The organism is Paenibacillus sp. SC116, assembly GCF_024733555.1.
Lineage (GTDB): Bacteria > Bacillota > Bacilli > Paenibacillales > Paenibacillaceae > Paenibacillus_B.
Window position 1 is genome coordinate 480376 of record NZ_JANIOF010000002.1, and the last position, 25498, is coordinate 505873.

General features: G+C 40.7%; 19 protein-coding genes. All 19 read left to right on the forward strand.

Translation table 11 applies throughout. The features are described 5' to 3' along the window. Positions 1 to 290 precede the first annotated feature (290 nt). Positions 291 to 2333, forward strand: coding sequence for an ATP-dependent helicase ComFA (locus tag NQ117_RS13855; protein ID WP_258278615.1), 2043 nt, complete (start codon positions 291 to 293; stop codon positions 2331 to 2333). 212 nt (positions 2334 to 2545) lie between these two features. Further along, the gene (locus tag NQ117_RS13860) at positions 2546 to 3457 is read left to right on the forward strand and encodes a ComF family protein (RefSeq protein WP_258278616.1); all 912 of its coding nucleotides are present in this window, start codon (positions 2546 to 2548) and stop codon (positions 3455 to 3457) included. Between the two features lie 170 nt (positions 3458 to 3627). Next, positions 3628 to 4032: a TIGR03826 family flagellar region protein gene (locus NQ117_RS13865; RefSeq protein WP_258278710.1), complete on the forward strand. Its 405-nt coding sequence runs from the start codon at positions 3628 to 3630 to the stop codon at positions 4030 to 4032. Between the two features lie 132 nt (positions 4033 to 4164). Beyond that, the gene (gene flgM / locus NQ117_RS13870; RefSeq protein ID WP_309137879.1) at positions 4165 to 4446 is read left to right on the forward strand and encodes a flagellar biosynthesis anti-sigma factor FlgM; all 282 of its coding nucleotides are present in this window, start codon (positions 4165 to 4167) and stop codon (positions 4444 to 4446) included. An 8-nt stretch (positions 4447 to 4454) separates the two neighbouring features. Next, complete coding sequence (locus NQ117_RS13875) at positions 4455 to 4952, forward strand: flagellar protein FlgN (RefSeq protein WP_258278617.1); 498 nt, start codon at positions 4455 to 4457, stop codon at positions 4950 to 4952. Positions 4953 to 5119: 167 nt separating this feature from the next. Next, complete coding sequence (gene flgK, locus NQ117_RS13880; protein WP_258278618.1) at positions 5120 to 6688, forward strand: flagellar hook-associated protein FlgK; 1569 nt, start codon at positions 5120 to 5122, stop codon at positions 6686 to 6688. Between the two features lie 15 nt (positions 6689 to 6703). Continuing rightward, entirely contained in the window at positions 6704 to 7597 is an 894-nt protein-coding gene (flgL, locus tag NQ117_RS13885; protein ID WP_258278619.1) for a flagellar hook-associated protein FlgL, read from the forward strand. 10 nt (positions 7598 to 7607) lie between these two features. After that, a complete protein-coding gene (locus NQ117_RS13890; protein ID WP_258278620.1) occupies positions 7608 to 8180 on the forward strand; it encodes a DUF6470 family protein in 573 nt (190 codons plus the stop codon). Positions 8181 to 8246: 66 nt separating this feature from the next. Further along, entirely contained in the window at positions 8247 to 8675 is a 429-nt protein-coding gene (gene fliW, locus NQ117_RS13895; RefSeq protein WP_258278621.1) for a flagellar assembly protein FliW, read from the forward strand. Further along, a complete protein-coding gene (gene csrA, locus NQ117_RS13900; protein ID WP_258278622.1) occupies positions 8675 to 8917 on the forward strand; it encodes a carbon storage regulator CsrA in 243 nt (80 codons plus the stop codon). The genes fliW and csrA overlap by 1 nt, the downstream gene beginning before the upstream one ends. A 166-nt stretch (positions 8918 to 9083) precedes the next feature. Further along, complete coding sequence (locus tag NQ117_RS13905; RefSeq protein WP_258278623.1) at positions 9084 to 9923, forward strand: flagellin N-terminal helical domain-containing protein; 840 nt, start codon at positions 9084 to 9086, stop codon at positions 9921 to 9923. A gap of 91 nt (positions 9924 to 10014) precedes the next feature. Beyond that, the gene (locus NQ117_RS13910; RefSeq protein WP_258278624.1) at positions 10015 to 10350 is read left to right on the forward strand and encodes a flagellar protein FlaG; all 336 of its coding nucleotides are present in this window, start codon (positions 10015 to 10017) and stop codon (positions 10348 to 10350) included. A 15-nt stretch (positions 10351 to 10365) separates the two neighbouring features. Further along, complete coding sequence (fliD, locus tag NQ117_RS13915) at positions 10366 to 11862, forward strand: flagellar filament capping protein FliD (RefSeq protein ID WP_258278625.1); 1497 nt, start codon at positions 10366 to 10368, stop codon at positions 11860 to 11862. A 31-nt stretch (positions 11863 to 11893) separates the two neighbouring features. Then, a complete protein-coding gene (gene fliS / locus NQ117_RS13920; protein ID WP_258278626.1) occupies positions 11894 to 12292 on the forward strand; it encodes a flagellar export chaperone FliS in 399 nt (132 codons plus the stop codon). 16 nt (positions 12293 to 12308) lie between these two features. Next, the gene (locus NQ117_RS13925; RefSeq protein ID WP_258278627.1) at positions 12309 to 12635 is read left to right on the forward strand and encodes a hypothetical protein; all 327 of its coding nucleotides are present in this window, start codon (positions 12309 to 12311) and stop codon (positions 12633 to 12635) included. An 18-nt stretch (positions 12636 to 12653) separates the two neighbouring features. Then, positions 12654 to 18743, forward strand: a complete 6090-nt coding sequence (locus tag NQ117_RS13930; RefSeq protein ID WP_258278628.1) for an IPT/TIG domain-containing protein — start codon at positions 12654 to 12656, stop codon at positions 18741 to 18743. A 61-nt stretch (positions 18744 to 18804) separates the two neighbouring features. Next, complete coding sequence (locus NQ117_RS13935; RefSeq protein ID WP_258278629.1) at positions 18805 to 19908, forward strand: glycosyltransferase; 1104 nt, start codon at positions 18805 to 18807, stop codon at positions 19906 to 19908. Between the two features lie 3 nt (positions 19909 to 19911). After that, positions 19912 to 21765: a tetratricopeptide repeat-containing glycosyltransferase family 2 protein gene (locus NQ117_RS13940; protein ID WP_258278630.1), complete on the forward strand. Its 1854-nt coding sequence runs from the start codon at positions 19912 to 19914 to the stop codon at positions 21763 to 21765. Positions 21766 to 21990: 225 nt separating this feature from the next. Continuing rightward, entirely contained in the window at positions 21991 to 25344 is a 3354-nt protein-coding gene (locus NQ117_RS13945; RefSeq protein WP_258278631.1) for an FkbM family methyltransferase, read from the forward strand. Positions 25345 to 25498: the final 154 nt, after the last annotated feature.

The window sequence follows — 25498 nt, forward strand, 5'->3', positions numbered from 1 at the left end:
ATACAGTCGATTGAATGTGAGCAGAATGGATGTTTTCAAGCTTAGAAGCATATCGTAAAACATATGGATTTCTGTAACTGTAAATACAGCGGGTGGTAGTTGGAGTCTAATCTAATGCAAAAGTATTCTCAGTAAGAATATCCAGAATATTTTAAGTGATGTGAAGCACACATCGTCCTGATAACAATCAGAGCGAGTGTGCTTTTTTGTTGTATTCTATGTTGTCATGTTGTGAAAGGTTGATTGGTTTTCGTTTGTTCTGATGATTTTCTAGATATGGAGTGAGACGTATGTTATGGCTATATGCGATTAAGCTAGCAGGCAAGTGGGAGCTTAGACTTTCATTGGATTGGCGAGTGGATGTATGTCATTGGGGGGCTAAACAGTGCGAGGAAACAGGGCGATCGGATGTATACAAAGTAGTACTGTGGTATTTGAGAGTCCCCATTGATGTGGCACGGCGAGCTGTGAAACGATTTACTGCGAAATCAGAGATGGACCGATGGGATGAAAAGAAGTGGACCACTTATGGAAAGGCATTATTAAGCTCATTCAGTGAACGACTAGAACGGTTGAATGGTTATGCATGGCCGAAAGTTAGGGGACTTACCCATTATGAGCTGTTAGCAGTGGCTTCGCAGATGCAGCGTAATAGGAACCTAGAGTTTGGAATAAATGAGGCTAGTGATTTCTCTACACTGGCTGCAGACGGAATATTGGAAGGTCATATTATATATCGTAAATTGATGTTCTTGTTATCAGGAAAAGCATTGCTTGAGAGCGAGGTAAGAAGCGTAGCCGAGCATAATCAATTTGCGCTGAGTGATGAGCAGTTGTTGGGATTGTTGCAGCAGGGTGTATTGGATGGGCATATTGAACTTACAAATGGAGTGGATTGGAGCGACGCGTGTGAAGCCGAAGGTTTGCTGACCGTGTGGAAGAGAAAAATGTTATCTTCTATGTTTTCGAGTTCTGCGAAGGACAGGCAGGGGTTGATTGGAAGTGAAGAAAGTTGCCGGCGTTGCGGCAGTATTGGTGAGCGGTTAAGAGTATCAAATTGTGAACGATGTGGATCAGAGCGGTGCTACACCTGTCTTGGTTGCTTGCAGTTGGGACGAAGCCGAACATGTGGATTGCTTATCATCGGAAAGCGAAAGGATGCACGTTTACGTGATCAGGTAGTAGATGCCGCCGTTAGTAGTCATACAGAAGAGTCACATGTAGAAGAGTTACTTGAACGCTTCGGTTTGGCGCCTGCTCAGCGTGATGCGAGCCAGTTGGCACTTCGATATTTGGAGAAGCATTGGCAACTTGGGAAAGAAGCGAAGGGGGAGTTTCTTCTGTGGGCGGTAACGGGAGCAGGCAAGACGGAGATGATGTATCCGCTTGTCGCGCATGCGCTGTATCGCGGCGGGCGCGTCTGCATAGCAACGCCGCGGCGCGATGTTGTGCTGGAGCTGAAGCCTCGCATAGCGAAAGCATTTGCAAATATGCGGGTCGTAACGCTCTACGGCGGCAGTGAAGAGCGGTGGGATCCGGGTGATGTGACGCTTGCGACAACGCATCAGTTGATGCGGTTTCGCGAAGCGTTTGATTTGGTTGTTGTGGATGAGCTGGATGCGTTTCCGTTCCACAACAACCCCATGCTTGAACGGGCCGCCAGGCAAGCGTGCGCGCCTGGGGGAGCGTTCGTGTATTTGTCGGCTACGCCGCCAAAGGCGATGCAGCGCACCGTGCGGCGGGGCCGACTCGCACAGGCTATTGTGCCTGTGCGGTATCATCGTGAGCCGCTGCCTGTACCGCAAAGGCTCGCGATGCCAGCCGTTGCCCGTCAGATTGCAGGTGGGCGGCTGCATGGGCAACTGATGAAGGTGATACATCAGTCGCTGGCGCGGGGTGCGCAGCTATTTATATTCGCTGCGAGAATTCGCCATATTGAGGGCATCGTACGACTGCTGCGTGCCGCGATGCCCGAGTATGTTGTAGAAGGCACGTCCGCTGCTGATGCTATGCGATCCGAGAAAGTTCAACAGTTTCGTAGTAAAGAAATTGATCTGTTGGTCACGACGACTATTCTGGAACGTGGCGTTACTGTTCCCAAGAGCGATGTTATCATTTTGGACGCAGATGACAAATTATTTGATGAATCCTCACTCGTACAGATGGCAGGCCGGGCTGGGCGATCCAAGGAGGATCCGCACGGACTCGTTTATTTTGCAGCACCACAATGGACGAAATCACAACGAGGGGCCATGGTCCAGATTAAAAGAATGAATAGGCTTGCTGAACGTGGGGGTTATCTGAGAACAAAGGGCGTCCCGCGCAATGCTTAACAAATTTCACGTGGCATCATTAAATGCATCATGAAGTGTATTTTGGAAAGATGATTATGTTCTATATGTTACATATTTGAATCTCAGTTCACTTAGTCTCTATTGTGAAGTTAGAAATATAGAGTGCTTGATTCGTAAATGAAGCAGGAAATAGAACAGACCTTACATGCTCATGCTTGATATGGTCAATGAAGGAGTGTGAAGAGGACCACATGAATACGCCAAAAGGCTGGTATGAAGGCATAAGTATGCCCCGGTCTAGTATTTGTATAGGTTGTGAAGGTAAGATTCCTTATCTTTCGGTTCCCCACAACGAGAAGAGGTTAAATAGTAGAAGTAAATCAGGTATAACCTCTACCTATTCTGTTGAATCTTGGAGTAGGCAGCTGTGTACATTATGTAAATCATCCATATCTTATATTCAACAAATTGGCTGCCTGCACTGTGGCAGAGCAGTTCGCTGTACGGATTGCGAGCGACATCCACTCCTTGTTCATGGCCTTACGGCGAATCGAAGTGCCGTTGTTTACAGCGAGGCGATGAAAGCATGGCTCCATCGATTCAAATTCCAAGGCGATGCAGGCTACGCTGCTATCATGGCGGGTATGATGCTGCACCGTTATGAGCTGCTGGCTGCGACGATTGCACGCTTCCATCCGCAGATTCCCAATGGGCGATTGCCTCTCTATGAGCGACTGCGACGTTGGCTATATCAGTTGCCGTCCGTACCATATCCGGACATCGTCACCTTTGTTCCATCCACCGCAGAGCGATTGAAAGAGCGCGGCTTCAATCCAGCCGAGCGACTTGCCACGCTGCTAGCAACCGAATGGGGGCGTCCGGTCATGCCTTTGCTTATGCGCACGACCGATCAAGGAAGGCAAAGCCATCTAGGGCGCAGCGGCCGAGAGCTTACAATAGCTGGTGCCTATCGATGCCATACAAAGGCACTACAATCACTTATCCCTAACACGTCGAGCAAATACCCGATCTACATCCTGCTCGTAGATGATGTGTATACGACAGGTAGCACCGTCCGTGCTTGTGCAGGGGCGCTGACAGGCGTATTTCGTAACAACGGAATATCGGCGGTTATTTGTAGTTATACATGGGCACGTGCTTGAATAGCCACGTGTTAGAGTACCTGTCTATATTCATTCAGGTATAGGAAAATATGAGTATTCGTTTTATTCAACATTGTTCGACATTTTTAATATTCTTTAAAAAGCACCTCTCGTCATCTGTTCCAACATGCGTTATGATGGTATCAGATAAAGGTAAAGAGGTGTCGATGATGGAATTAAGCAATTGCAATCGTTGCGGGCGACTGTTCGCGAAAGTATATAAAGATATATGCCCCAACTGCCTGAAAGACATCGAAGCGGATTACAAACTCTGTGCAGATTATTTGCGAAAACATAGACAAGCGACAATGACCGAATTATCTGATGATACAGGGGTTAGCGTGCGGCAGATTACACAATTTATTCGTGAGGGACGTATTTCTGTATTGAATATGCCCAATCTTTCATATCCGTGTGAAGTGTGCGGAGGTTTTATTCAAGAAGGCCATATGTGTGAGAGTTGTCGACGCCGCCTTCTTAATGATCTTTCTCAGGCGAAAAACGAGGCAGAGTCTCATACAAATACCTCGAACAAGAACAATGCAGCGACATATAGAATAATTGATAAAGAGTAGAGGCATACGTTGAAAGAGCTCGCTTTATCAAGTTATGTCAATTTTCTTTTTTTGGATAGCTAAATAATTGTTGACATCAAGCCGATAATCTTAGTAAAGGTCGTCGGCTTTTTGATTTGAAATGAGGTGACTATGTTGAAAATAAATGATACACAGCGAATCGGAGCGGCTCAACAATATCAACGTCAGCAATCTATAACCCATGCGACTAAGCCTAACAAGCGTAAGGATGAGGTTACGATATCTACAGAAGCAAAGCAATTATTAAGTGCAAATACTCGTGCACAGGATAGCAGCAAAGCTGAGCGTATTCAAGAGCTTAAGCAGGCTGTTTCTACTGGAACATATCATGTCGATTCCAACAAAATTGCAGAGAAGCTGCTTCCGATATTTAGTCGCGATATGAAGAAATAGGTGATGAGATGAGTATAAAGCGAGTCATTGTAGCGCTAGAGAACTTGAGTGTGCTGCATGAGCAGCTAATAGAAATAGCTGAACAGAAGAAGGGTGTTATTACTCGGAATGATGTTCAAGAACTTTCAAGCTTGACCTCTAGGGAGAATAGAATTCTGAAACTCGTAGCAGAAGCTGATGATGAGCGGGTAGCTGCTTCGTTAGCTTTTATACAAGAGAAAGGGATTCGTTCCAATCTTCGTCTTACTGTAACTGAACTTTCTCGTCTTGTATTTCAACCGGAAGAACGGTTGCAACTGCAAGAGGCACAGCAGTCACTAAACGTGCTATTGAATAAATTGAAGGAAGAGAATCAGTTCGTGCGTGAGCTCTTACAGCAATCGCTGGATTTCGTCGATTATTCTCTGAACATTATGACAAGCCGTCCAGAAGATGAATCACTATATCGTCATCCTCAGCAGCCGCAGCCCAAGATAGGGCGCAGTATGTTCGATACAAGAGCGTAAGAATCTGTGGATAATAATAGTGAAATATTTGTTTGAAGTATGAATTTTATGTTGCTTTAGCTTTAGTTAGACAAAGCGATCTTTAAATACAATGTTATAAGTTTCATCGTTAGTGTTGCAGAACACATACAGAGGGACGAATTCAAGAGAGGGAGGGACATCGCCCCATGCGTTCAACTTTTCATACTTTAGAAATTGGTAAGCGCGGCGTCGCTGCCCATCAATTGTCACTAGCAACGACAGGACATAATATTACGAATGCTAATACTCCGGGTTTTTCTAGACAGGCAACTCGACTCGTTGCTGCTCGTCCAATCGATTATCCGGGACTTCATAACAATTCCAAACTTCCCAACCAAATGGGAATGGGGGTTGAAGCAGAAAGTGTTTATCGGATTCGAGACTTTCTGCTCGACATTGAATATCGCAATCAGAATACCGTACAGTCGTCTTGGAAAGTACAGCAGGAAACGCTCCGTAACATAGAAGGTATTTTTAATGAACCTTCGGATAACAGCATTGCTAAAAATCTTTCGGAGTTTTGGAATTCGTGGCAGTTGCTTAGCAAAAATCCAGGAAACTCTGATCTTTCCGCACGTACACTTGTTCAGCAGAAAGCGATTTCTCTTACGGAGACATTCGGCCATATTTCAAGCCAGTTAAAGGTACTCGAAAGTAACTTGACTGAACGTATTAACGTGAAAGTGTCTGAAGCTAATAATTACATACAACAAGTTTCTGATTTGACGACAATGATTAAACGTATTGAAGGACTTGGTGATCATGCAAATGATCTCCGAGACAAGCGTGATTTACTTGTTGATCAGCTATCTGGACTTGGTAATGTTACCGTAACGGAAACAGCTGCAGACTATCAGGTTTCTTTTGGTGGCACGATGGTTGTAGATAATATGGTATCTACGCCGATAACGGTTGGGGATACTGGTGGTTTGACAAATGGTGAAATCAAAGGTTATGTGGATTCTCGTGATATTCATGTAGCTAACTATCGTAAACAACTCGATATTATTGCAAACACGATTGCGACGGGGCCGGTTGAAGTAACGCTACCTGCTGGATCAATTCTTCCACAGGGAGTGACGATTCCAGGTGCGCAGATGGATCCAGCTAACCCACGCCGTCTTTTAGCAGATGCTAAGCATACTGTAAATGGTTTGAATGGACTTCATGCCTTAGGTTATAATTTGCAGTCACCAGCACAATCAGGCATTCCGTTTTTCACGACGAAAGATGGAAGTGCGACTATTACAGCAGATAATATTGTGCTTCATTCTTCGATTAAGGATGATGTTAAAAATATCGGAGTATCGATGAGAACAGAGCTTCGTACGCAGCCGAATGGATCACAGGCGGAAGTTGCGCTCCAAGGTAATGGTGACATGGCATTGCTTATTGCCGGATTAAGTGAACGTGTATATAGCTTCACCCAGCCAGGATCGGTCACAAATTCAGCAACGATAAATGGGTATGTACAGTCAGTTGTTGCTCAGCTTGGTAATGAATCGGATCATGCTATGAAAATGGTTGAAAACAGCGAGCTGTTAACAGGCCATGCAGATAATCTTCGCAAATCGGTAAGCAGCGTATCGTTAGATGAAGAGATGGCTAATATGATTAAATTCCAGCATGCATACAGCGCATCTGCACGTGTAATGACAACGATGGATGAAATGCTGGACAAGCTGATTAACGGAACAGGTGTCGTTGGAAGATAGAAGGAGGTAAGCTAGATGCGTATTACACAGTCTATGATGGGCGATTCCATGATGAAGAACCTACAGGGGAACTTCAAACGACTTGATAAGTATCAAGAACAACTCATGACGAACCGTCGTTTGAATCGTCCTTCCGACGATCCAGTAGGTGTAGCGAGTGCGCTGCACTATCGTGCAGAAATCAGCGCGACTACACAGTTTACGGATAATGTACAAGATGCCGACAGTTTCATGAAATATACAGATGAAGTACTTGGAGAAGCCACTCAAGTTATACAAAAATTATCAGAGCTCGCAGTTCAAGGTGCATCTGAAACGGTACCAGATGATGCTCGTGAAAATATTGCTCGTGAAGTGGAGCAATTGTACGAACATTTAGTTTCACTTGGCAATGCTCAATTTAAAGGAAAATATATTTTTAACGGTCAACGTATTGATCAAGCTCCTTATCCAACTGATCCAGCGAGAGAGAACTATGAGTTGGATCATGGTATTGTTCAGTATCAAGTTGGAGCGGGGCTTTATGTAGATGTTAACTTGATTGGAGATAAAGTGTTTGGTAAGTTTGGAGCTACGGACAGTATGTTCAAAGTTGTCGACGATCTGCGTAAGGGACTCGTAGATAACAATACTGCTGGAATTGCAGATGCGATCCCACGACTGCAGGCAAATTTAGAAAAGTTAACATTATCACAGGCGGAAGTCGGTGCAAAGCAAAATCGACTGGAGTTCACAACGAGCCGACTGGAAGACCTGAACTTAAATTATATTGGCCTTCAATCGAAGACGGAAGATGTTGATATGCCGAAGGTAATTACGGAATTGAAAACAGCAGAAAGTATATTCCAAGCTTCCTTGGATACGATCGCGCGTATTTCACGTCCAAGCTTGCTTGATTTTCTACGGTAGGTGATGCGGAATGAATTTACCGCGTATTGAGATTAATCAACAATTTGCTCGAGTTGGATTAGAGCGTAACCCTGGTCAACTGAAGATAGAGACTCCTCCTTCAGAACTCAAGATTCATCAAGAGCACGTATCAGTGGAATTGTCTCGCAGTGATGATTCATTGTCGATTGATTCAAGGAAAGCTTGGTCGGCGCTTGGTCGAGCCCGTTTCGAGGAAGTAACAGACCGTATTGCGCAGCAATCGTTACAAATATCGATGCAAAATATCGCTAACTTGGCTCAAGAGGGCGATAGAATGATGGCTTCTCATCAGAAGAGCAATGCTTTCGCAGAGATTGCTCGTGAGAGAATGTTCAGACAGTTTAGAATTGATATTGCAGGAGAGCCGAATTATGACAATGTGGAAGTAACCTATATGCCTGGGCAGTTGCAGACTAACGTCAAACCAGGTGGCGTAAACTTCGAGTTCGAGCGCACAAAGCCGTCTATAGATTACTATCCAGGCAAGATTAATCCATATTTAATACAGCAGAATTTTATATTTTTTAATGCAACAGGACAGCAGTTAGACGCTGTTATGTAATGATAATGTAGCTATGTAGAACTCTGTTCTTTATAGCTATTTTTATTTCAAGGAGGCCTCAGACATATGGAAGTACAATCTACTCGATTAGGGACACTACAAGTGGAAGAGTCGGATATTATTAGTTTTGAAAATGGAATTTTAGGATTTCCTAATTGTAAAAAGTATGTATGGCTTCAGGCTATAGGATTTAAGGTGGAAATAGATTTGCTTCAAAGCGTAGATGATGCTGATTTGACATTTATCGTTGTTAATCCATTTCATCATCATTCCGAATATGGGTTTGAATTGTCTTCAAATTGGAAACATAAGCTTAATATCGTTTCGGAAGAACAAGTATTAGTCAGAACAATTATGACGATAAAGGGAGGGGAGCGCATGACGATTAATTTGAAAGCTCCTCTCGTTATAAACACACAATCTCGGCAAGCTGCGCAGGTCGTATTGGAGGGTGTCCCGTACGATGTTCAGCATCCGATAGGAGGCGAATCGTAATGCTCGTACTAACGAGAGCCAAAGGTCAAAAAATTATGATCGGCAATGATATCGTATTAACGGTCGTAGAAGTGAACGGTGACCAAGTTCGCCTAGGTGTAGATGCACCGGCAGATGTTTCAGTTTATCGTGAGGAGATTTACTTAAGTATAAAGGCGCAAAATGAAGCCGCGATAAATGAAAGTTTGTCGACAGAAGACTGGAGTACAATAAGCAGCAATATTCCACATAAAAAGCGTTAAAATATGAAAAAAAAATTCAACTGCTATAAACTTCGCTAACAAACAACCGATATATTAATTATTAGGTCAAACGTAATGATTCTATCGGCCGAAGAACATGCGATGACCATCAGGGTGTAAGCAAGGAAGCGAACACCATAACACAATTCCAGGGAGGAACTTAATCATGCGTATTAACCACAATATGAGTGCATACAATGCACACCGTCAATTGTCTTTCAACAACACTCAACAAGGTAAGTCTTTGGAGAAATTGTCTTCTGGCTACCGCATCAACCGTGCAGCTGATGATGCAGCTGGTCTTGCGATCTCTGAGAAAATGCGTAACCAAATCCGTGGCTTGGAGCAAGCTTCCAAGAATGCTTTGGATGGTATTTCTTTGATCCAAACAGCTGAAGGTGCATTGAATGAAACTCACGCTATGCTACAACGTATGTCTGAGTTGATGGTTCAAGGTGCAAACGAAGTTTTGACAACTACTGATGCAGCTAAGATTGACTCTGAAGTTAAACAACTTACAGCTCAAATCAACGATGTAGCTAACCAAACACAGTTCAACTCCAAGAACTTGTTGAAGGATGCTAGTGATGTAGTATTCCAAGTTGGTGCTAACAAAGACGAAACAATCACTCTTAAATTGGAAGCTGCAAAAGCATCTGATTTGGGCGCTCTTCACAAACTTAAAGAGTTGAGCAAAGCTGACCCTGCAGGTAGCACGCTTAACCAGCTTGCTAAAACTAACTTGGTATCTGTTCAATCAGCTATCAACAAAGTTTCTGAAATTCGTTCTAACTTGGGTGCTGTTCAAAACCGTCTTGAGCACACAATCAACAACTTGGGTACAACAGCTGAGAACTTGCAAGCAGCTGAATCCCGTATCCGTGATGTAGATATGGCTAAAGAAATGAGCAACTTTACTAAGAATAACATTCTTAACCAAGCTGCTACAGCTATGTTGGCACAAGCTAACCAACAGCCACAAGGCGTACTGCAATTGCTTCGTTAATTTAGGACAAGGCCGGCCGGTTTTACCGGCCGGCTTTTTTTATGCTGTAGAGTAACTTCACCTATTTTAATAGAAATATGGGGTGGGATTTATGCGGATTGATTCTGTTCAACCGGTATTGTCCATGTTCTCTTCAGGCAATCCTGAGATGACTTCACGTGAAGCAGGCATGACGGCTGAGTTGGAAAGTGCTGAAATTAAAAAGAAATATACAGTTGAAGAACTTGTGAATAAATTCAATACGGCCATGCAGGATAGCCAGACCCATATTAAAGTGAAAATGCATGAAGATATGAATGCTATCATGGTTACTATTATTGACAGTAACACGGATGAAGTTATCAAAGAAATTCCAAGTGAAAAGATGCTAGATATGATGTACAACCTTTGCGTTAAGAATGGTTTGTTCATGGACGAAAAAGTGTAGAAGGGGGAGGGAATTATGCCAGCTATAGGTGGTCCAATACGTATAAGTGGAATGTCGTCTGGGATGGATATTGATAAACTTGTTAGTGATCTCATGCGTACAGAACGACTTCCTCTCGATAAGTTGCATCGACAAAAGCAGGAACTCGTCTGGAAGCGTGAAGACTATCGCTCAATGAACACAACGCTGTTATCGCTGCGTAATAGTGTTAACGATCTAAGATTGGAAAGTGGATTTGCTAAAACAAAGGTCACTTCCTCCAATACAAACCTTGCAGATGTCATTTCCAATAATGCCGCTGCGACAAGTGCTGTAGTCGATGTTAAGTCTTTAGCCACTGGAGCAATAACATTTGGTGATAGTGTTGCTTATGATACGACGAAACCGATCGCTTCCGGAGGAACGTTTACCATCGAAGGCAAAAACGGAAAAGAGACTATTACTGTAACTGCGAATGTTTCGTCCGTTAAATCTATTGTAGATTCCGTTAATGCAAAATCATCTACAACAGGGGTAAAAGCCTATTTTGATGAGAATACGAAGCGATTTATGTTTAGTTCAACCGAAATGGGCAGTAAGGCAACGGTTACGGTTGGCGGGGATGCTGCTGTTTTGACGAATGTTTTAAATATTAAAGCGGGTTCTACAAAGGGAACAGATGCTACTTATACGATTAATGGTTCTACTGCTGTAATTTCATCTTCTAGTAATACAGTAGATGTTAATGGAATTATGGTAGCTCTAAAAGGAACGGGTACTCTAACATTAGCTACAAATACAGATAAAGATGGCGCCCAAGAGAAGATCAAAGAGTTTGTAGCCAAATATAATGAATTAGTAGACAAGTTATCCGAAGCTACAACAACACGTCCAAACCGTAATTTCGAACCGCTTACTGACAGCGAAAAAGAAGCATTGACAGATAAGCAGATCGAGCAGTGGGAAAAGAAGGCCCGCCAAGGGACTCTTTATAGTGATGACTTTTTGGAAAGTACCTTAACTCAACTTAGAACGATGATCCGTACACCGTTAGAAGGTGTCAAAGATGGTCATGTTAAACTTCTCTCTGATATCGGTATTAAACAGTCATCTGACTACAAAATGAACGGAAAGCTTGAGATTGATGAAGCTAAATTAAGTGAGGCACTTAATACAAAGTTTGATCAAGTCGTAACTCTCTTTACCAAGCCTTCTACTACCGAAGGAAAAACTCCTACAGGTGCTGCTACTAGACGAGCTGAGCAAGGATTTGCAGAACGAATCTATGAAGAAGCTACTAAGAGAATTGATAGTGTTAGTAAAAAGATTGGATCTTCTGCATCTTTAGAATCAATGGATGAAAGCTGGTTCGGTAAAGAGCTTAGAAATCTAAGTCGTGAAGAATCTCGTGTTAATGATCGATTGATTGATATCGAAAATCGATATTACAAAAAATTCACAGCTATGGAAAAGGCTCTTCAAAGCTTGAACAATAAAGGGAATTGGTTATCGCAGCAGCTTGGCGCAATGTGACGTTACATAAGAATGACTGATGGAGAGATGAATGATGATGTATAACGCAAAACAAGAGCAGTATTTAAAGGTGAAAGTAGAGACAGCGAGCCCTGGCGAATTGACCTTATTATTATATCAAGAGATGGTAAAGTCATTACAGAAAGCAAAACAATTATTTTCTCAAAGTCAACTTGATGAGATGAAGCGCTGTATATACAAGGTTAGAGATATCCTGAATGAACTTACTATTACTTTGAATATGGATTATGCCATTGCGCGCGAATTGCACGACTTGTATATGTTCTATCAGCGTCATTTAACGAATTTCATTATTAATCGTAATGAGCAATTGTTGGATGATGTTTTGGAATTCGCTAGAGAAATGGCAGAAACATGGAAGCAGGCTCTATTAATTGTGCGTAAAGGTGGACAACATGCTTCTGTCTAAGGAGGAGAGAGATAGAGTGATAGTGTTGGAACTATTAGGACAATTAAAAATGTACTATGCTTCCATTCTTGAGGCCTCTTCTCCTTATGATGTCTATGAGCAAATTTCTATTCAGATTGATGAGTGTTACGGGGAACTGAGTCAAAATAATATTCGGTCTGAACATAGAGATAGTTTGTTGGAAATTCAGCATCTTCATCATCGAGTCATCGACGTCATTCAATTGGAACAGTCTAAGTTGCGAGAAAAAATGACTCTTCTAGATAAGAAACAGGCTGCAAATCATCAATATCAGAGGTATCAAGCTGTTCAAGAATCTGTTTTCTTGGATAGAAGACAATAAAATATAGGAGGAACTATTGTGCGTGTATCTAAGTCGAAATGGCTAAGTATGCTGCTAGTTTTCATTTTAGCATTTACTAGCCTACCACTTTCTTCAGTTTCCGCATTAACAGGAAGCCATACCGTAGCAGTTAACAAGTCTGTAGCCCCTATTGCAATTAAAGAGGGGGGAGAAGCGGAAATAAGCCTTCAGGTAAAGGGAAGTCCACCAGTTGGTTATGTGAAACCAAATGATGTTATTCTCGTTATTGACCGCTCCGGAAGTATGGCGCCAGGATATCCTGAGAACAATGGCGTAGATAAAATGAGCAATGCTAAAGAGGCGGCACAGCATTTTGTTAGCATGATTGACATGACTAAGCATCAAGTTGCTGTGGTGGACTACAGTAGTTCGGCTAACACGAAGCCGCTATCTACAAATGTTAAGGAACTTAATGATTACATAGGGACTTTAATCGCAAATGGCGGCACAGCAACGCATGACGCTATTGCGAAAGCACGAGCAGAACTAAAAAATGGACGCCCAGATGCACAGCCAGTAATTGTATTAATGACTGATGGTGCAGCTAATTCTTTCCCTGATGCACTTCGAGAGGCTGAGGCTGCTAAAAAAGAAGGTATCGTTTTCTACACAGTTGGTCTAGTAACCAAAGGCGGTAAAGACGAAGCTAGCATCAAGCAACTGATGAAAAACATGGCAACTACAGAGAAACATCATTACATCGAATACAGTTCTGAGAAATTAAAGCAAGTATATGAGACAATTTCAAAAGAAATTGGTATAGCAAGTGCGTATGATGTAGTAATTGAAGATATTATATCTCCTGAATTTGAGATTGTTCCTGGATCATACGAGCATAATATTCCTGCTCCAACAGTAGTAGGAAATAAAATGACATGGAATTTTAATGAACTTAAAGAGGATCTATTGACTTTAACTTTCAAGGTCAAGCATAAAAAGGGTACCCCTGCTGGTAAGTTCTCGCTAGGAGCCAGCCCTATCCAAGTTAGTTACAAAGATCATCTAAATCAACTACAAAGCTATCAATTAGAGCAGCCTACAGTTGATGTATCTCTATATGGACCTACTATAACTTCCCTTGATCCCAATAAAGGCCTTATCCAAGGTGGAGAAACGGTTACGATACATGGAACAAACTTCAAGTCTGGATCCAAGGTATCTTTCGGTAATAATGAAATTGCGAACGTGCAGTTTGTTACTCCTGAAAAGCTTGTAGTCACAGCTCCAGCAGGTACGCAAGGAACTGTTGAAGTTAAGGTAACGAATCCAGATGGACAAGTTGCAGTAAATAAATATGATTACTATGCTAATCCAATTATTGAATCTGTAACACCAAATGTTGGCCCAGTAAAGGGCGAAAATCAAATTGTGCTTAAAGGTAGCCATTTTATGAATGGTGCTAAAGTCACGATTGGTGGACAAGCTGCCACAACTGTATCCGTAACTGCTACAGAAGTAAAAGTTACCGTTCCAGCAGCGCAAAAGGAAGGATTAGTATCCATTACAGTTACGAATCCCGATAATACTACAGTAACATTGGCAGATGCGTACACTTATGTGGGGGGGCCTTTGGTTACTTCTATTTCTCCTAATAAAGGTGTAATCGCTGGTGGAGAAGTTGCAAAGATCACAGGCGCCAAATTTGTCGATGGTGTGCAAGTATACTTTGGGAATAAAAAGGCAGCTGCACAGTTTGAATCTACTACATCTATTCAAGCAACTGTACCTGCTGGGACTACAGCGGGAGCAGTAGATGTAAAAGTAGTGAACCCTGACGGTCAAGAAGCTGCTTTAGCAAAGGGATACGAATATATATATCCTGCGCCTCAAATTACGGGATTGACACCAAATAAGGGATCTGTAACAGCAAGAACGTCTGTTATGATGCAAGGTGATCATTTCCAACAAGGTGCAAAAGTTTATTTGAATGATGCTCTAGTAACAGGAGTAACTGTCTACGATTCTAAGAGTGTTGGATTCCAGACACCCGAAGGGAATAAAGTTGGTCCAGTTGATGTGAAAATCGTAAATCCAGATGGGCAACAATTTATTTTGAAAGATGGATTTACTTTTGAGCTGCCTGAAAAGGCAATTATTGATTCAGTACGACCTGCACAAGGATCTATGATGGGTGGTACTACTGTAACGATTACAGGTAAGAATTTCACAAAAGGTATGGAAATATTCTTTAATCAAACAAAAGTTCTTTTTGAATCTGTTACAGCAACTGAAATTACATTGAGAACGGTTCCTTGGGCAAAGGCTGAGGCTGTAAATATCGAAATTAAAGATGCTTATGGTAGAAGTACAATCGCAACTAATGCGTTTACGTACGTAGCTCCACCGCAACCGACAATAACGAGCATCACACCTAATACAGGTGAAATGTCTGGTCTGTACTGGGTTGTTATTAATGGAACCAAGTTTGAACCAAGTTCAAAAGTGTACATTAATAACGTATTAGTTAATTCTATGTTCTTGTCAGAAAGCTCAATTGAAGCACAAGTGCCTAGAAGTCAAGTATTCGGACCAGTTGACGTTAAGATTGTAAACGGCTCGGGTGGAGAAGTTATCTCTACGGGAGGATTTACTTATAACAAACCTCCTGTTAAAGAAGCGCCAACAGTAACAAGTGTAACTCCAAATAAGGGATTAAAGGCAGGCGGCTACTGGATTAAAGTAGTGGGAACGAACTTTGAAGAGGGAACGAAGGTTACCATTAATGGTGTAGCAGTGCCTGGAAAAACGTTCGTTTCTAAAACAGAGTTGGATGTAAGAGTACCAGCAAGTGCATTAGCAGGAGCAGTAGATGTGGAAGCTACAAATCCAGATGGTGGAACAGGCAAGCTGGAAAAAGGCTTCACGTATACAGATCCAGCAGATGTTCTTCCAACAGTGACAGCTATAGCGCCGAACAAAGGTTTGACGAAAGGCGGCTATGAAGTTGTCGTAATGGGAACAAACTTTGATGCACAATCAAAGGTGTTTATCGGTGGAGTAGAAACAACGACGACATTCCGTTCTGGAACTGAGCTTCGTGCCGTTGTACCGGCAAGAGCAACAGCAGGAACAGTAGATGTGAGAGTAGTTATTGGCAACGGAAAAGATGCAACATTGACACAATCGTTTACGTATGAAGAGCCAGTAATCGTGCCTCCAACAGTAACAAGTGTAACACCAAATGAGGGACTGAAAACAGGCGGCTATTGGACTAAGGTAGTGGGAACGAACTTCGAACAAGGTACGAAAGTTACCTTTAATGGTGTAGCAGCAGAGAAGTTTTTTGTTTCTAAAACAGAGCTGGATGTAAGAGTACCAGCAAGTGCATTAGCAGGAGCAGTAGATGTAGAAGCTGTGAATCCAGATGGAGGAACAGGCAAGCTGGAAAAGGGCTTCACGTATACAGATCCAGCAGATATTCTACCAACAGTGACTGGCATAGCGCCGAACAAAGGCTTGACGAAAGGCGGCTATGAAGTTGTTGTAACGGGAACAAACTTTGATCCGCAATCAAAGGTGTCTATCGGTGGAGTAGAAACAACAACGACATTCCGTTCTGCAACTGAGCTTCGAGCGGTTGTACCAGCAAGAGCAACAGCAGGAACAGTAGATGTAAGAGTGGTTATTGGCAATGGCAAAGATGCAACATTGTCACAATCCTTTACGTATGAAGAGCCAGTAATCGTGCCTCCAACGGTAACAAGTGTAACGCCAAATGAGGGGTTAAAAGCAGGCGGCTACTGGATTAAAGTAGTGGGAACGAACTTCGAACAAGGAACGAAAGTTACTATTAATGGTGTAACAGTACCTGAGAAGTTTTTCGTTTCTAAAACAGAGTTGGATGTAAGAGTACCAGCAAGTACAGTAGCAGGAGCAGTAGATGTAGAGGTTTTGAATCCAGATACTGGAAGTGGAAAACTGGATAAAGGCTTTACGTATACAGAACCAGCAGTGATTGAACCAACTGTAACAGCCGTAGCACCAAATAAAGGTTTGACGAAAGGCGGCTACGAGGTTGTTGTAACAGGAACAAACTTCGATGCACAATCGAAGGTGTTTATCGGTGGAGTGGAGGCAACAACAACATTCCGTTCCGCAACTGAGCTTCGAGCGGCTGTACCAGCAACAACAACAGCAGGAACAGTAGATGTAAGAGTGGTTATTGGCAATGGCAAAGATGCAACATTGTCACAATCGTTTACGTATGAAGAGCCAGTAATCGTACCTCCTACGGTAACAAGTGTAACGCCAAATGAGGGACTAAAAGCAGGTGGCTATTGGATTAAGGTAGTGGGTACAAACTTTAATGAAGGAACAAAGGTTACCATTAATGGTGTAGCAACTGAAAGTTATTTCATTTCGAGTACAGCATTGGATGTAAGAGTACCAGCAAGTACAGTAGCAGGAGCAGTAGATGTAGAAGCTTTGAATCCGGATACTGGAACAGGCAAACTGGGTAAAGGTTTCACGTATACAGAGCCAGCAGCTGTTCAACCAACAGTGACAGCTGTAGCACCAAATAAAGGCTTAACAAGAGGTGGCTATGAGGTTGTTGTAACAGGAACAAACTTTGATCCACAATCCAAGGTATTTATTGGTGGAGTGGAGGCAACAACAACATTCCGTTCCGCAACTGAGCTTCGTGCGGCTGTACCAGCAGCAACAACAGCAGGAATAGTAGATGTAAGAGTAGTTATTGGCAACGGCAAAGATGCAACATTGGCACAATCGTTTACGTATGAAGCACCAGTAATCGTGTCTCCTACGGTAACAAGTGTAACACCAAATGAGGGATTAAAAGCAGGTGGCTACTGGATTAAAGCAGTGGGAACCAACTTTAAAGAAGGTATCAAAGTTACGATTAATGGTGTCGCTAGCGAAAGTTATTATATTTCGAGCACAGCGTTGGATGTAAGAGTACCAGCAAGTGCAATAGCAGGAGCAGTAGATGTAGAAGTTACAAATCCAGATAGCGGAACAGGTAAGCTGGATAAAGGCTTCACTTACACAGAGCCAGCAGCTATTCAACCAACAGTGATAGCTATAGCACCAAATAAAGGCTTAACAAGAGGCGGCTATGAGGTTGTTGTAACAGGAACAAACTTCGATGCACAATCTAAGGTATTTATTGATGGGGTAGAAGCAACAACAACATTCCGTTCTGGAACTGAGCTTCGTGCGGCTGTACCAGCAAGAGCAACAGCAGGAACGGTAGACGTAAGAGTAGTTATTGGCAACGGCAAAGATGCAACATTGTCACAATCGTTTACGTATGAAGAGCCAGTAATTGTAGGACCGACAGTCACTGCTCTAACTCCAAATGAAGGAGTGAAGACAGGTGGTTATTGGATTAAGGTAGAAGGAACAAACTTTAAAGATGGAGTTAAAGTCTCTATTAATGGAGTAGATTCTGAGACTTGGTTGTTGTCTTCGACTTTACTTGAAGTAAAAGTACCAGCAAGCCCTACAATAGGAGCAGTAGATGTTAAAGTTGTGAACAGAGATGGCGGAGCTGTGACAGCTCAACAAAAGTTCACTTATAAAGAACCAAGCAGCAATAATGCAAATGCACCAACTATAGCAGGTGTAACGCCTAACAGTGGTACTAAGACAGGTGGCTACTGGATTATTATTAAAGGAACGAATTTCGATGGAGATACGAAGGCCTTTATTAATGGTGTTGCTGCGGAAACATGGTACTTGTCTAAAACAGATCTTGAAGTGAGAGTACCAGCAAATGCAAATGCTGGATCTGTAGAAGTTAAAGTCGTGAATAAAAATGGTCAAGCAAAACTTGATAATGGCTTTACGTATACTGAAATCCAATTGAAGACACCAAACATTACTGAAGTTAGTCCTAATCGTGGTAGTGTCAGAGGTGGAAATTGGATTTATGTTCGAGGAACTAATTTCGAAAGTTCTACGAAAGTATTTGTTAACGGAGTACTAGCAGAGAGTTACTATATGTCTCCAACGCAAATAGAAATTAGAGTTCCAGCAAGTTCAACAGCAGGGCAAGTAGAAGTGAAAGTTGTTAATAACAACGGAACATCACACACGTTGAGCAATGGTTATACGTACCAGTAAGGAAGTGGAATGAGCAGGTGCTTTGCACCTGCTCTCTTTCTACTTAAAGGAGGTAAATAGATTGTTTCCTATTTCATTGTGTATGATAGTCAAAAATGAAGAAAAACATATTGTAGCTGCATTGGAATCCGTGAAGTCTTTAGTAAATGAAATCATTGTGCTTGATACGGGCTCTACAGATGATACTGTTTCATTGGCAGAACGTTTAGGAGCGCGTGTATTTGTTGAAGTGTGGGACAATGACTTTGCAAGCATGAGAAATACATGCATATCTTATGCGACCCAGCCGTTTATTTTTGTTATGGACGCGGATGAGCGTCTTGGTACATTTGATAGCAAAGTGTTGCAACGCTTATTAGAACAGATGATGGGACGGTCGGATAGTGCAGCACAGGTAAAGATACAAAGTTATACTCAGTCTGGAGAGATATCTGAATCGTCGATTGTAAGACTGTTTCCTAATTCAGCGTCTTATAAATATGTGGGCAGAATACATGAACAATTGGAGTCTAGCAGTAAGATGATTCATAAATACGACTCGGGTATTGTTCTTGAACATTATGGCTATCAAGAGCAAGAAATTATCGAAAAAAATAAGTACAACCGAAATCTTGATCTGCTTTTTCAATGTCTGCGAGATAATCCTGACGATGGATATACGTGGTTTCAAATTGGAAGAACATACTATGTAATGAAAGATTTTGAGAAGGCAGAGGATGCATTGGAGAGATGTATGGCGTTAGTCTCCAAGAGTATGCCGCCGTATTTAAGCAGTGTATATTTACATCTAGGATACTCTCACATCAAATTAAAGAAATGGACAAGATTCTTTGAATGTGTTGGGGAGGCTATTGAATTGTACCCGGACTTTACCGATGTATATTATATGTACGGTACGGGTCTGATAGAGTCTAAAAATCCTGAATGGTTTCCTCTCATTCCGCAAGCGATGATGAGCTGTTTGGAACTAGGAGAAGTAACAAATCCAATTTATGAGACAGTAGTAGGAGTAGGGAGTTTCAAAGCACTATATAACTTAGGGCTTTATTGTGAGGTTACAGGCGATGAAAAGAGTGCTCTGTCCTATTATGAGAAAAGTCTTTCAATTGGTTTTGAGCAGGCTAGAGACAGTATTGACAGAATATTAAACAAGAGGAAGGTATGAATAATGCCATCAAGTACTGTTTCATTGTGTATGATTGTCAAAAATGAGGAGCAATATTTAGAACGTTGTTTGAAAAGTGTTGAAGGTATTGTGGATGAAATTATAATTGTCGATACTGGATCCACGGATCAGACCAAATATATAGCCAGTAAATATACTAATCGAATCTATGACTTCGATTGGAATGAAAATTTTTCGGAAGCGCGTAACTTTGCTATTCAACATGCAACATCTAATTATATTCTTCAATTAGACGCCGATGAGGTTTTGGTTGATGATAATAATGATATTCGCTCAGGTTTAGATAAAGATTTTTATCAAATTCGAATAAGGAACAAGCTTGCTTCAGGCAATTTTATGGTTCATCAATTTATACGATTATTCAGAAATATTCCTGAATATAAATATGAAGGTGCTTTGCATGAACAAATCAAGGTAAATCCAGACGAAGAGACCTGGGCATTGCTATCTTGTATGATTGATCATGACGGGTATCAGGATGAAGTTGTTGCTTCGAAGGGGAAAATTCAACGCAACAGAACCATTATTATGAACGAAATCGAAAAAGATCCAAGTGCATTTAATTACCATAACCTTGGTTCACAGTATATGATGGAAGAGAATTATACGAACGCTTTGGAAGCTTTCAAGAAATCTTATTCCTTGGGGAGTAATTACACCTTCTCCAAAAAGGTAGTGCTTGAAATCATGTTCTGTTTAATGGAATTAAACAGAGTGGAAGAGGCTATACAAATAGGCGAAGATATCGTACAGATATATTCGGAGTCATCGACTCTACATTACGTTCTTGGAATGGCATATATGCATGTTGGCTATTTCAAAGATGCGGAAAGATGCTTCATAGCATGTACTGAAATTGATGAAGACACTATCGTGCAAGAGCTTCATCATTATGAAGGAGCAAATACCTTTTTAGCATGGGAGCAGTTAGCTAGCATTTATATGAATGAGGGTGATAGGGAACAAGCTAATCGCTATCTTGTTCGTGCAATTCAGGCAGCTCCTGATTCCATGGCTTTATTAGAAAGGCTATTGAATGTACATCTTAATACGAATCCGGTTATACTACTAGACTTATTGATTCAATTATGGCCACAAGACCACAATCGCTATGTCGCTATTATCAATCATTTGTATACCGTAAGACATCCTGTGCTCTCACAGTTCCTTTACCATTTAAAAATAAATGTAGCCTACCCAGCATCTGTGTTTGTGCATATTATTCGAGGCAGCTATGAGCAAGCTGGTTGGAAATTGCTCGAACATGAACAGAGTATGAATATAGAATCGATATACGATATTGTATTATTGAGTGTCCTTCAGAACAATGCTGGATTATGGGATAGATATAAAAATAAGCTGGGCTTGGATCAAGCGGATTCGAAATGGCTTGACAGTCTATTGATGGGCGGATCAATTAAAGAAAGCGAATATTCTCCTATAGTAATTGGCCTGTGGAGACAATTAGTTAAAGATTTGCTGCATCTTCAAAAATATGATGAAATAGAACGATTGATGCGTTCCGAGTTAAATGCTGAACTTAGATATACTGCAAGTGAACAATTTTTTGATTTTGGTTTCTACGAACTTGCGTTAGATATAATAACTGAAAGTAGTAGCAATGATGTGAACTATAAGGTTTATATGTTAGCCGGTAAATCGTTGGAGAGAATAGGAAGTATAGAAGACGCAAATTATTATTACAAACAGGCTAATCGTATTCATTCAAGTATGGAAACCTTGTATCCCATTTGGAGAACGTCAAATACAGAAGCGCGGTTACAAGTAATTAAGGATATTAACAAATTATCTATTCAATCGAAATGGATTCAATAAGGGAATGAGAAAGGTTTAGCCTTTTTAAAATATTAAAGTTGTAGTTAATCTAAATCATTGTTATATCTCAGAGCCTGCATAGGTTCTGATTTTTTTTATAACATAGTGATTATTAGAAGTTACCATGATAAAAAGTAACAAGTACGTTATACATGGTAGGTCTTTTACCGATAAAAGATACATCAGCAATTTTACACTGTGCTTTGCTAAGAGATTGGAGTCAATATGATGAGACCTAGTAATGAACTTACGACCATTCAAGAGAAGTTGAAAGAAACAATAATAAACCATATTCAAACATTTGAATTAGAGATAGCGAAATCTATTATTACGGAATATGAAAAAATAAATGCTGTTGACTATAGTATATATTGCTTTAAAGGAATCATCGCACACATGGAGAGGGATTTGCTGAGTGCCATTGAATGCTATAAACAAGGGATAAAGCTCAATCCTACAGATGTTGATTTGCATTATAATCTCGGCTGTGTGTATGTTGAGAACGGTCAGAAAGCATTGGCATATAGAGAATTTGATAAAGTGATAAAATTAACAAATGATGAAACGATTCAAAGTGAAGCAAAAGAGAAAATAGGTGAACTTGGCGAAATCGAATTATTAGCTGCTGCTAGTAGTAAGCGAGTGCTTATCGTAGCACATATTTTTCCGCCTGTAGGAGGGTCAGGTGTACAACGGACTTTGAAGTTTGTTAAATACCTGCAGGGAAATGGTTGGGAACCTATTGTTGTTACGGTAGGGAAAACGCAATACCCACTTACTGATTCCACATTGTTGAAGGAAGTACCGGATAATATCGAGATTATAAGAGTAGACGAGCCAGAGCTGCAACCTGATCAAGATGAGATAGCTCAATTGTTCCAATTGTATAGTAATGTAGTAAACCGTAAAGAAGTAATGGACGAGTTTCTAGAATCCATTGATAACTATGCTGATAATTACTTGCTTCCAGACGCTTATGTATTATGGGCTATGAAAGCTATTAAACAAATAAAAGAACAATATGGATATGATGATTTTGATTTAATATATACAACTTCTGGACCATACTCGGATCACATCATTGGTTATGAATTGAAAAAGCATTTTAATAAACCGTGGATTGCTGACTTCCGTGATGAGTGGACGAATAATCCATATGCTTGTTATGAAAAAGATGATCCCAAATACAAAATGGAATTGGCAATGGAGCAGGAGTTAGTTCGCACGGCGGATCACGTCATTACTACAACGCCGCTTGCTACTCAAAACTATATAGACATTTTTGATGTTTGCCCGAGTAAGATTTCAACCATAACAAATGGATACGATGAAGAAGATTTTGAGAATTTACCTAGCAATACTCGAGCCAGTGAAAAAATGAAAATTTTCCATAATGGATTACTATATTCAATCCGGACGCCTCAAACCTTTTTTGAGGCACTGTCAGAACTGGTGAATAGCAATCAAATACCAAGAGATAAAATAGAAGTTGGATTTGCTTGGACGGAAGATGAGGAAATTTGGCGTGCCTATGCTGCTGTTCTAGGGCTTGAAGAAATCGTTCAATTCCACGGATATATGACACATGAGGAAAGTTTGCTGCATGCTTATGAGGCAGATGTCTTACTACTATTAGTTGGAGCTGGAGATAAAAATAAGGCCATGTATCCAGGGAAAATATTTGAATACTTACGCTTAAATAAGCCTGTACTATCCATGTCCCCTCTAGGAAGTCTATCTGAGCAATTGCTTGAACAGACGGGTAGAGGAATAAATACAGACTATAACAATATCAATGGGATTAAGGAATCCATATTGAGACTTTATAAGATGTGGGAAGGAAAAGAGTATTCATTCGAGGTAACTGAGCAAATAGAGAAGTATGAAAGAAGATATTTAACGAAGCAATTAGCGAATATTTTCGATACGTTACAGCATAAAAAAGAAGAAAAAGTAAAAAAGAAGAGACTATGTTTTTTCTCTATTAAAGATGGCGATAAATTTTTGTATGATACAATCGATTATTTATCCAACATATACGATGTTAGGAAAGTAATCATTCAGAATTTTGATCAAATACAACCAAACATGGAGTGGGCCGACATTTGTTGGTTTGAATGGTGTGATGAATTACTGGAATATGGTTCACAGCTACCTGTAGCCATGCACAAAAAAATAATTTGCAGAATCCATAGTTATGAAGTGTTTACTAATAAGCCTGCAAGTATAAATTGGATGGTAGTTGATAAGCTTATAGTTGTCGCTGATCATCTTAAACAAATACTAATAAATAAAGTGCCTCAGATTGAACAACAAGTGGATATTATCACCATTCCAAACGGAGTTAATTTAAAAAAATTCAAGTGGGATAATCGAGAACATGGCTTCAACATTGCTTATGTTGGATATATGTCCGCTAAAAAAAATCCAATGATGCTTTTGCAAATTGCTTCCAAACTTAAGAGTATAGATCCGAGATATAAGATTTTTATTGCAGGCGCTTTTCAAGATGAAAAGTTAGAGTATTATTGGAACTATCAAATTAAAGAATTAGGGTTAGAGGAACATGTAATATTTACTGGATTTCAAATGGATATGAAGAGCTGGCTTGAAGATAAGCATATTCTGCTTTCGACAACGATGCATGAAAGCTTTGGATATGGAATTGCTGAAGCGATGGCAAGAGGTATAAAGCCAGTAATACACAACTATGTGTTCAGTAAAGAAACTTGGCCCGAAAAGTATTTGTTCAATACAATAGATGAAGCCGTTCAATTAATCGTAGCAGATGAATACAATTCAGAAGAATATCATAGTTTTATAGAAGGAAATTATTCTCTTGAGAAACAAATAGACTCAACGATGCAATTGCTTGAAAAATTAATGGGTGAAGAAACCGGTGACGGATTAATAGCAAATATTAAATATGACGACTATTCAGTAAAAGTATGTACACCTAATCTGTCCGATCATATTCAATATTTATTGGCGAATACAAGACAATTTTATGAATTGCCAATGTTAGAAGATATCAGAAGGAGACTCCCTGCCCAATCTGTTGTAGTAGATGTCGGTGCGAATATAGGGAATCATAGTTTGTTTTTCGGGAAAATATGCAATACACAGAAAGTGTATAGCTTCGAGCCTTATCTGCCTACGTATCAAATTCTCGAGAAAAACATACAACTTAACCAAATTGAGCATGTAGTTGTTCCATATCTGCTAGCATTGGGGAGTTCGAGAGCCAATGCAAATGTAAATGTGGTGAATGATTCTAATATGGGGATGAATAGAATCGTTGAATCAGTGGATGGCGAAATACTCATAGATACATTAGATTCTGTTATTTACAATAGAACAACTCGGATTCATATGATCAAAATAGATGTTGAGGGTATGGGAATAGAAGTGCTAAAGGGAGCTGCGAAGATCATTAAACGCGATAATCCTCTCATATATATTGAAGCCGAGACGGATAAGGAATTAATAGAGATTAATGACTTATTGTCCCCAGTAGGATACAAAGCTATAGCTTGCTTTAATCATACTCCAACGTACTTATTTGAATATCAACAATAAACAGCATGTTGAAATTGGGAGCTGTGGGAGTCATTTAAAACCTATGTTCCTAATAAAAGCTGATATATGGCTGAACTCTTGATTTAGTATGAACGGTTGAAAAAACATATGTCCAGTAAGAAATGGTGTCTGTATTTGCAGGCACCATTTTTTG

Bases quoted from the DNA above. Each gene is read 5' to 3' on its own strand.
- NQ117_RS13855 (WP_258278615.1), top strand. From the start codon at position 291: ATGTTATGGCTATATGCGATTAAGCTAGCAGGCAAGTGGGAGCTTAGA.
- NQ117_RS13860 (WP_258278616.1), top strand. From the start codon at position 2,546: ATGAATACGCCAAAAGGCTGGTATGAAGGCATAAGTATGCCCCGGTCT.
- NQ117_RS13865 (WP_258278710.1), top strand. From the start codon at position 3,628: ATGGAATTAAGCAATTGCAATCGTTGCGGGCGACTGTTCGCGAAAGTA.
- flgM (WP_309137879.1), top strand. From the start codon at position 4,165: ATGTTGAAAATAAATGATACACAGCGAATCGGAGCGGCTCAACAATAT.
- NQ117_RS13875 (WP_258278617.1), top strand. From the start codon at position 4,455: ATGAGTATAAAGCGAGTCATTGTAGCGCTAGAGAACTTGAGTGTGCTG.
- flgK (WP_258278618.1), top strand. From the start codon at position 5,120: ATGCGTTCAACTTTTCATACTTTAGAAATTGGTAAGCGCGGCGTCGCT.
- flgL (WP_258278619.1), top strand. From the start codon at position 6,704: ATGCGTATTACACAGTCTATGATGGGCGATTCCATGATGAAGAACCTA.
- NQ117_RS13890 (WP_258278620.1), top strand. From the start codon at position 7,608: ATGAATTTACCGCGTATTGAGATTAATCAACAATTTGCTCGAGTTGGA.
- fliW (WP_258278621.1), top strand. From the start codon at position 8,247: ATGGAAGTACAATCTACTCGATTAGGGACACTACAAGTGGAAGAGTCG.
- csrA (WP_258278622.1), top strand. From the start codon at position 8,675: ATGCTCGTACTAACGAGAGCCAAAGGTCAAAAAATTATGATCGGCAAT.
- NQ117_RS13905 (WP_258278623.1), top strand. From the start codon at position 9,084: ATGCGTATTAACCACAATATGAGTGCATACAATGCACACCGTCAATTG.
- NQ117_RS13910 (WP_258278624.1), top strand. From the start codon at position 10,015: ATGCGGATTGATTCTGTTCAACCGGTATTGTCCATGTTCTCTTCAGGC.
- fliD (WP_258278625.1), top strand. From the start codon at position 10,366: ATGCCAGCTATAGGTGGTCCAATACGTATAAGTGGAATGTCGTCTGGG.
- fliS (WP_258278626.1), top strand. From the start codon at position 11,894: ATGATGATGTATAACGCAAAACAAGAGCAGTATTTAAAGGTGAAAGTA.
- NQ117_RS13940 (WP_258278630.1), top strand. From the start codon at position 19,912: ATGCCATCAAGTACTGTTTCATTGTGTATGATTGTCAAAAATGAGGAG.
- NQ117_RS13945 (WP_258278631.1), top strand. From the start codon at position 21,991: ATGATGAGACCTAGTAATGAACTTACGACCATTCAAGAGAAGTTGAAA.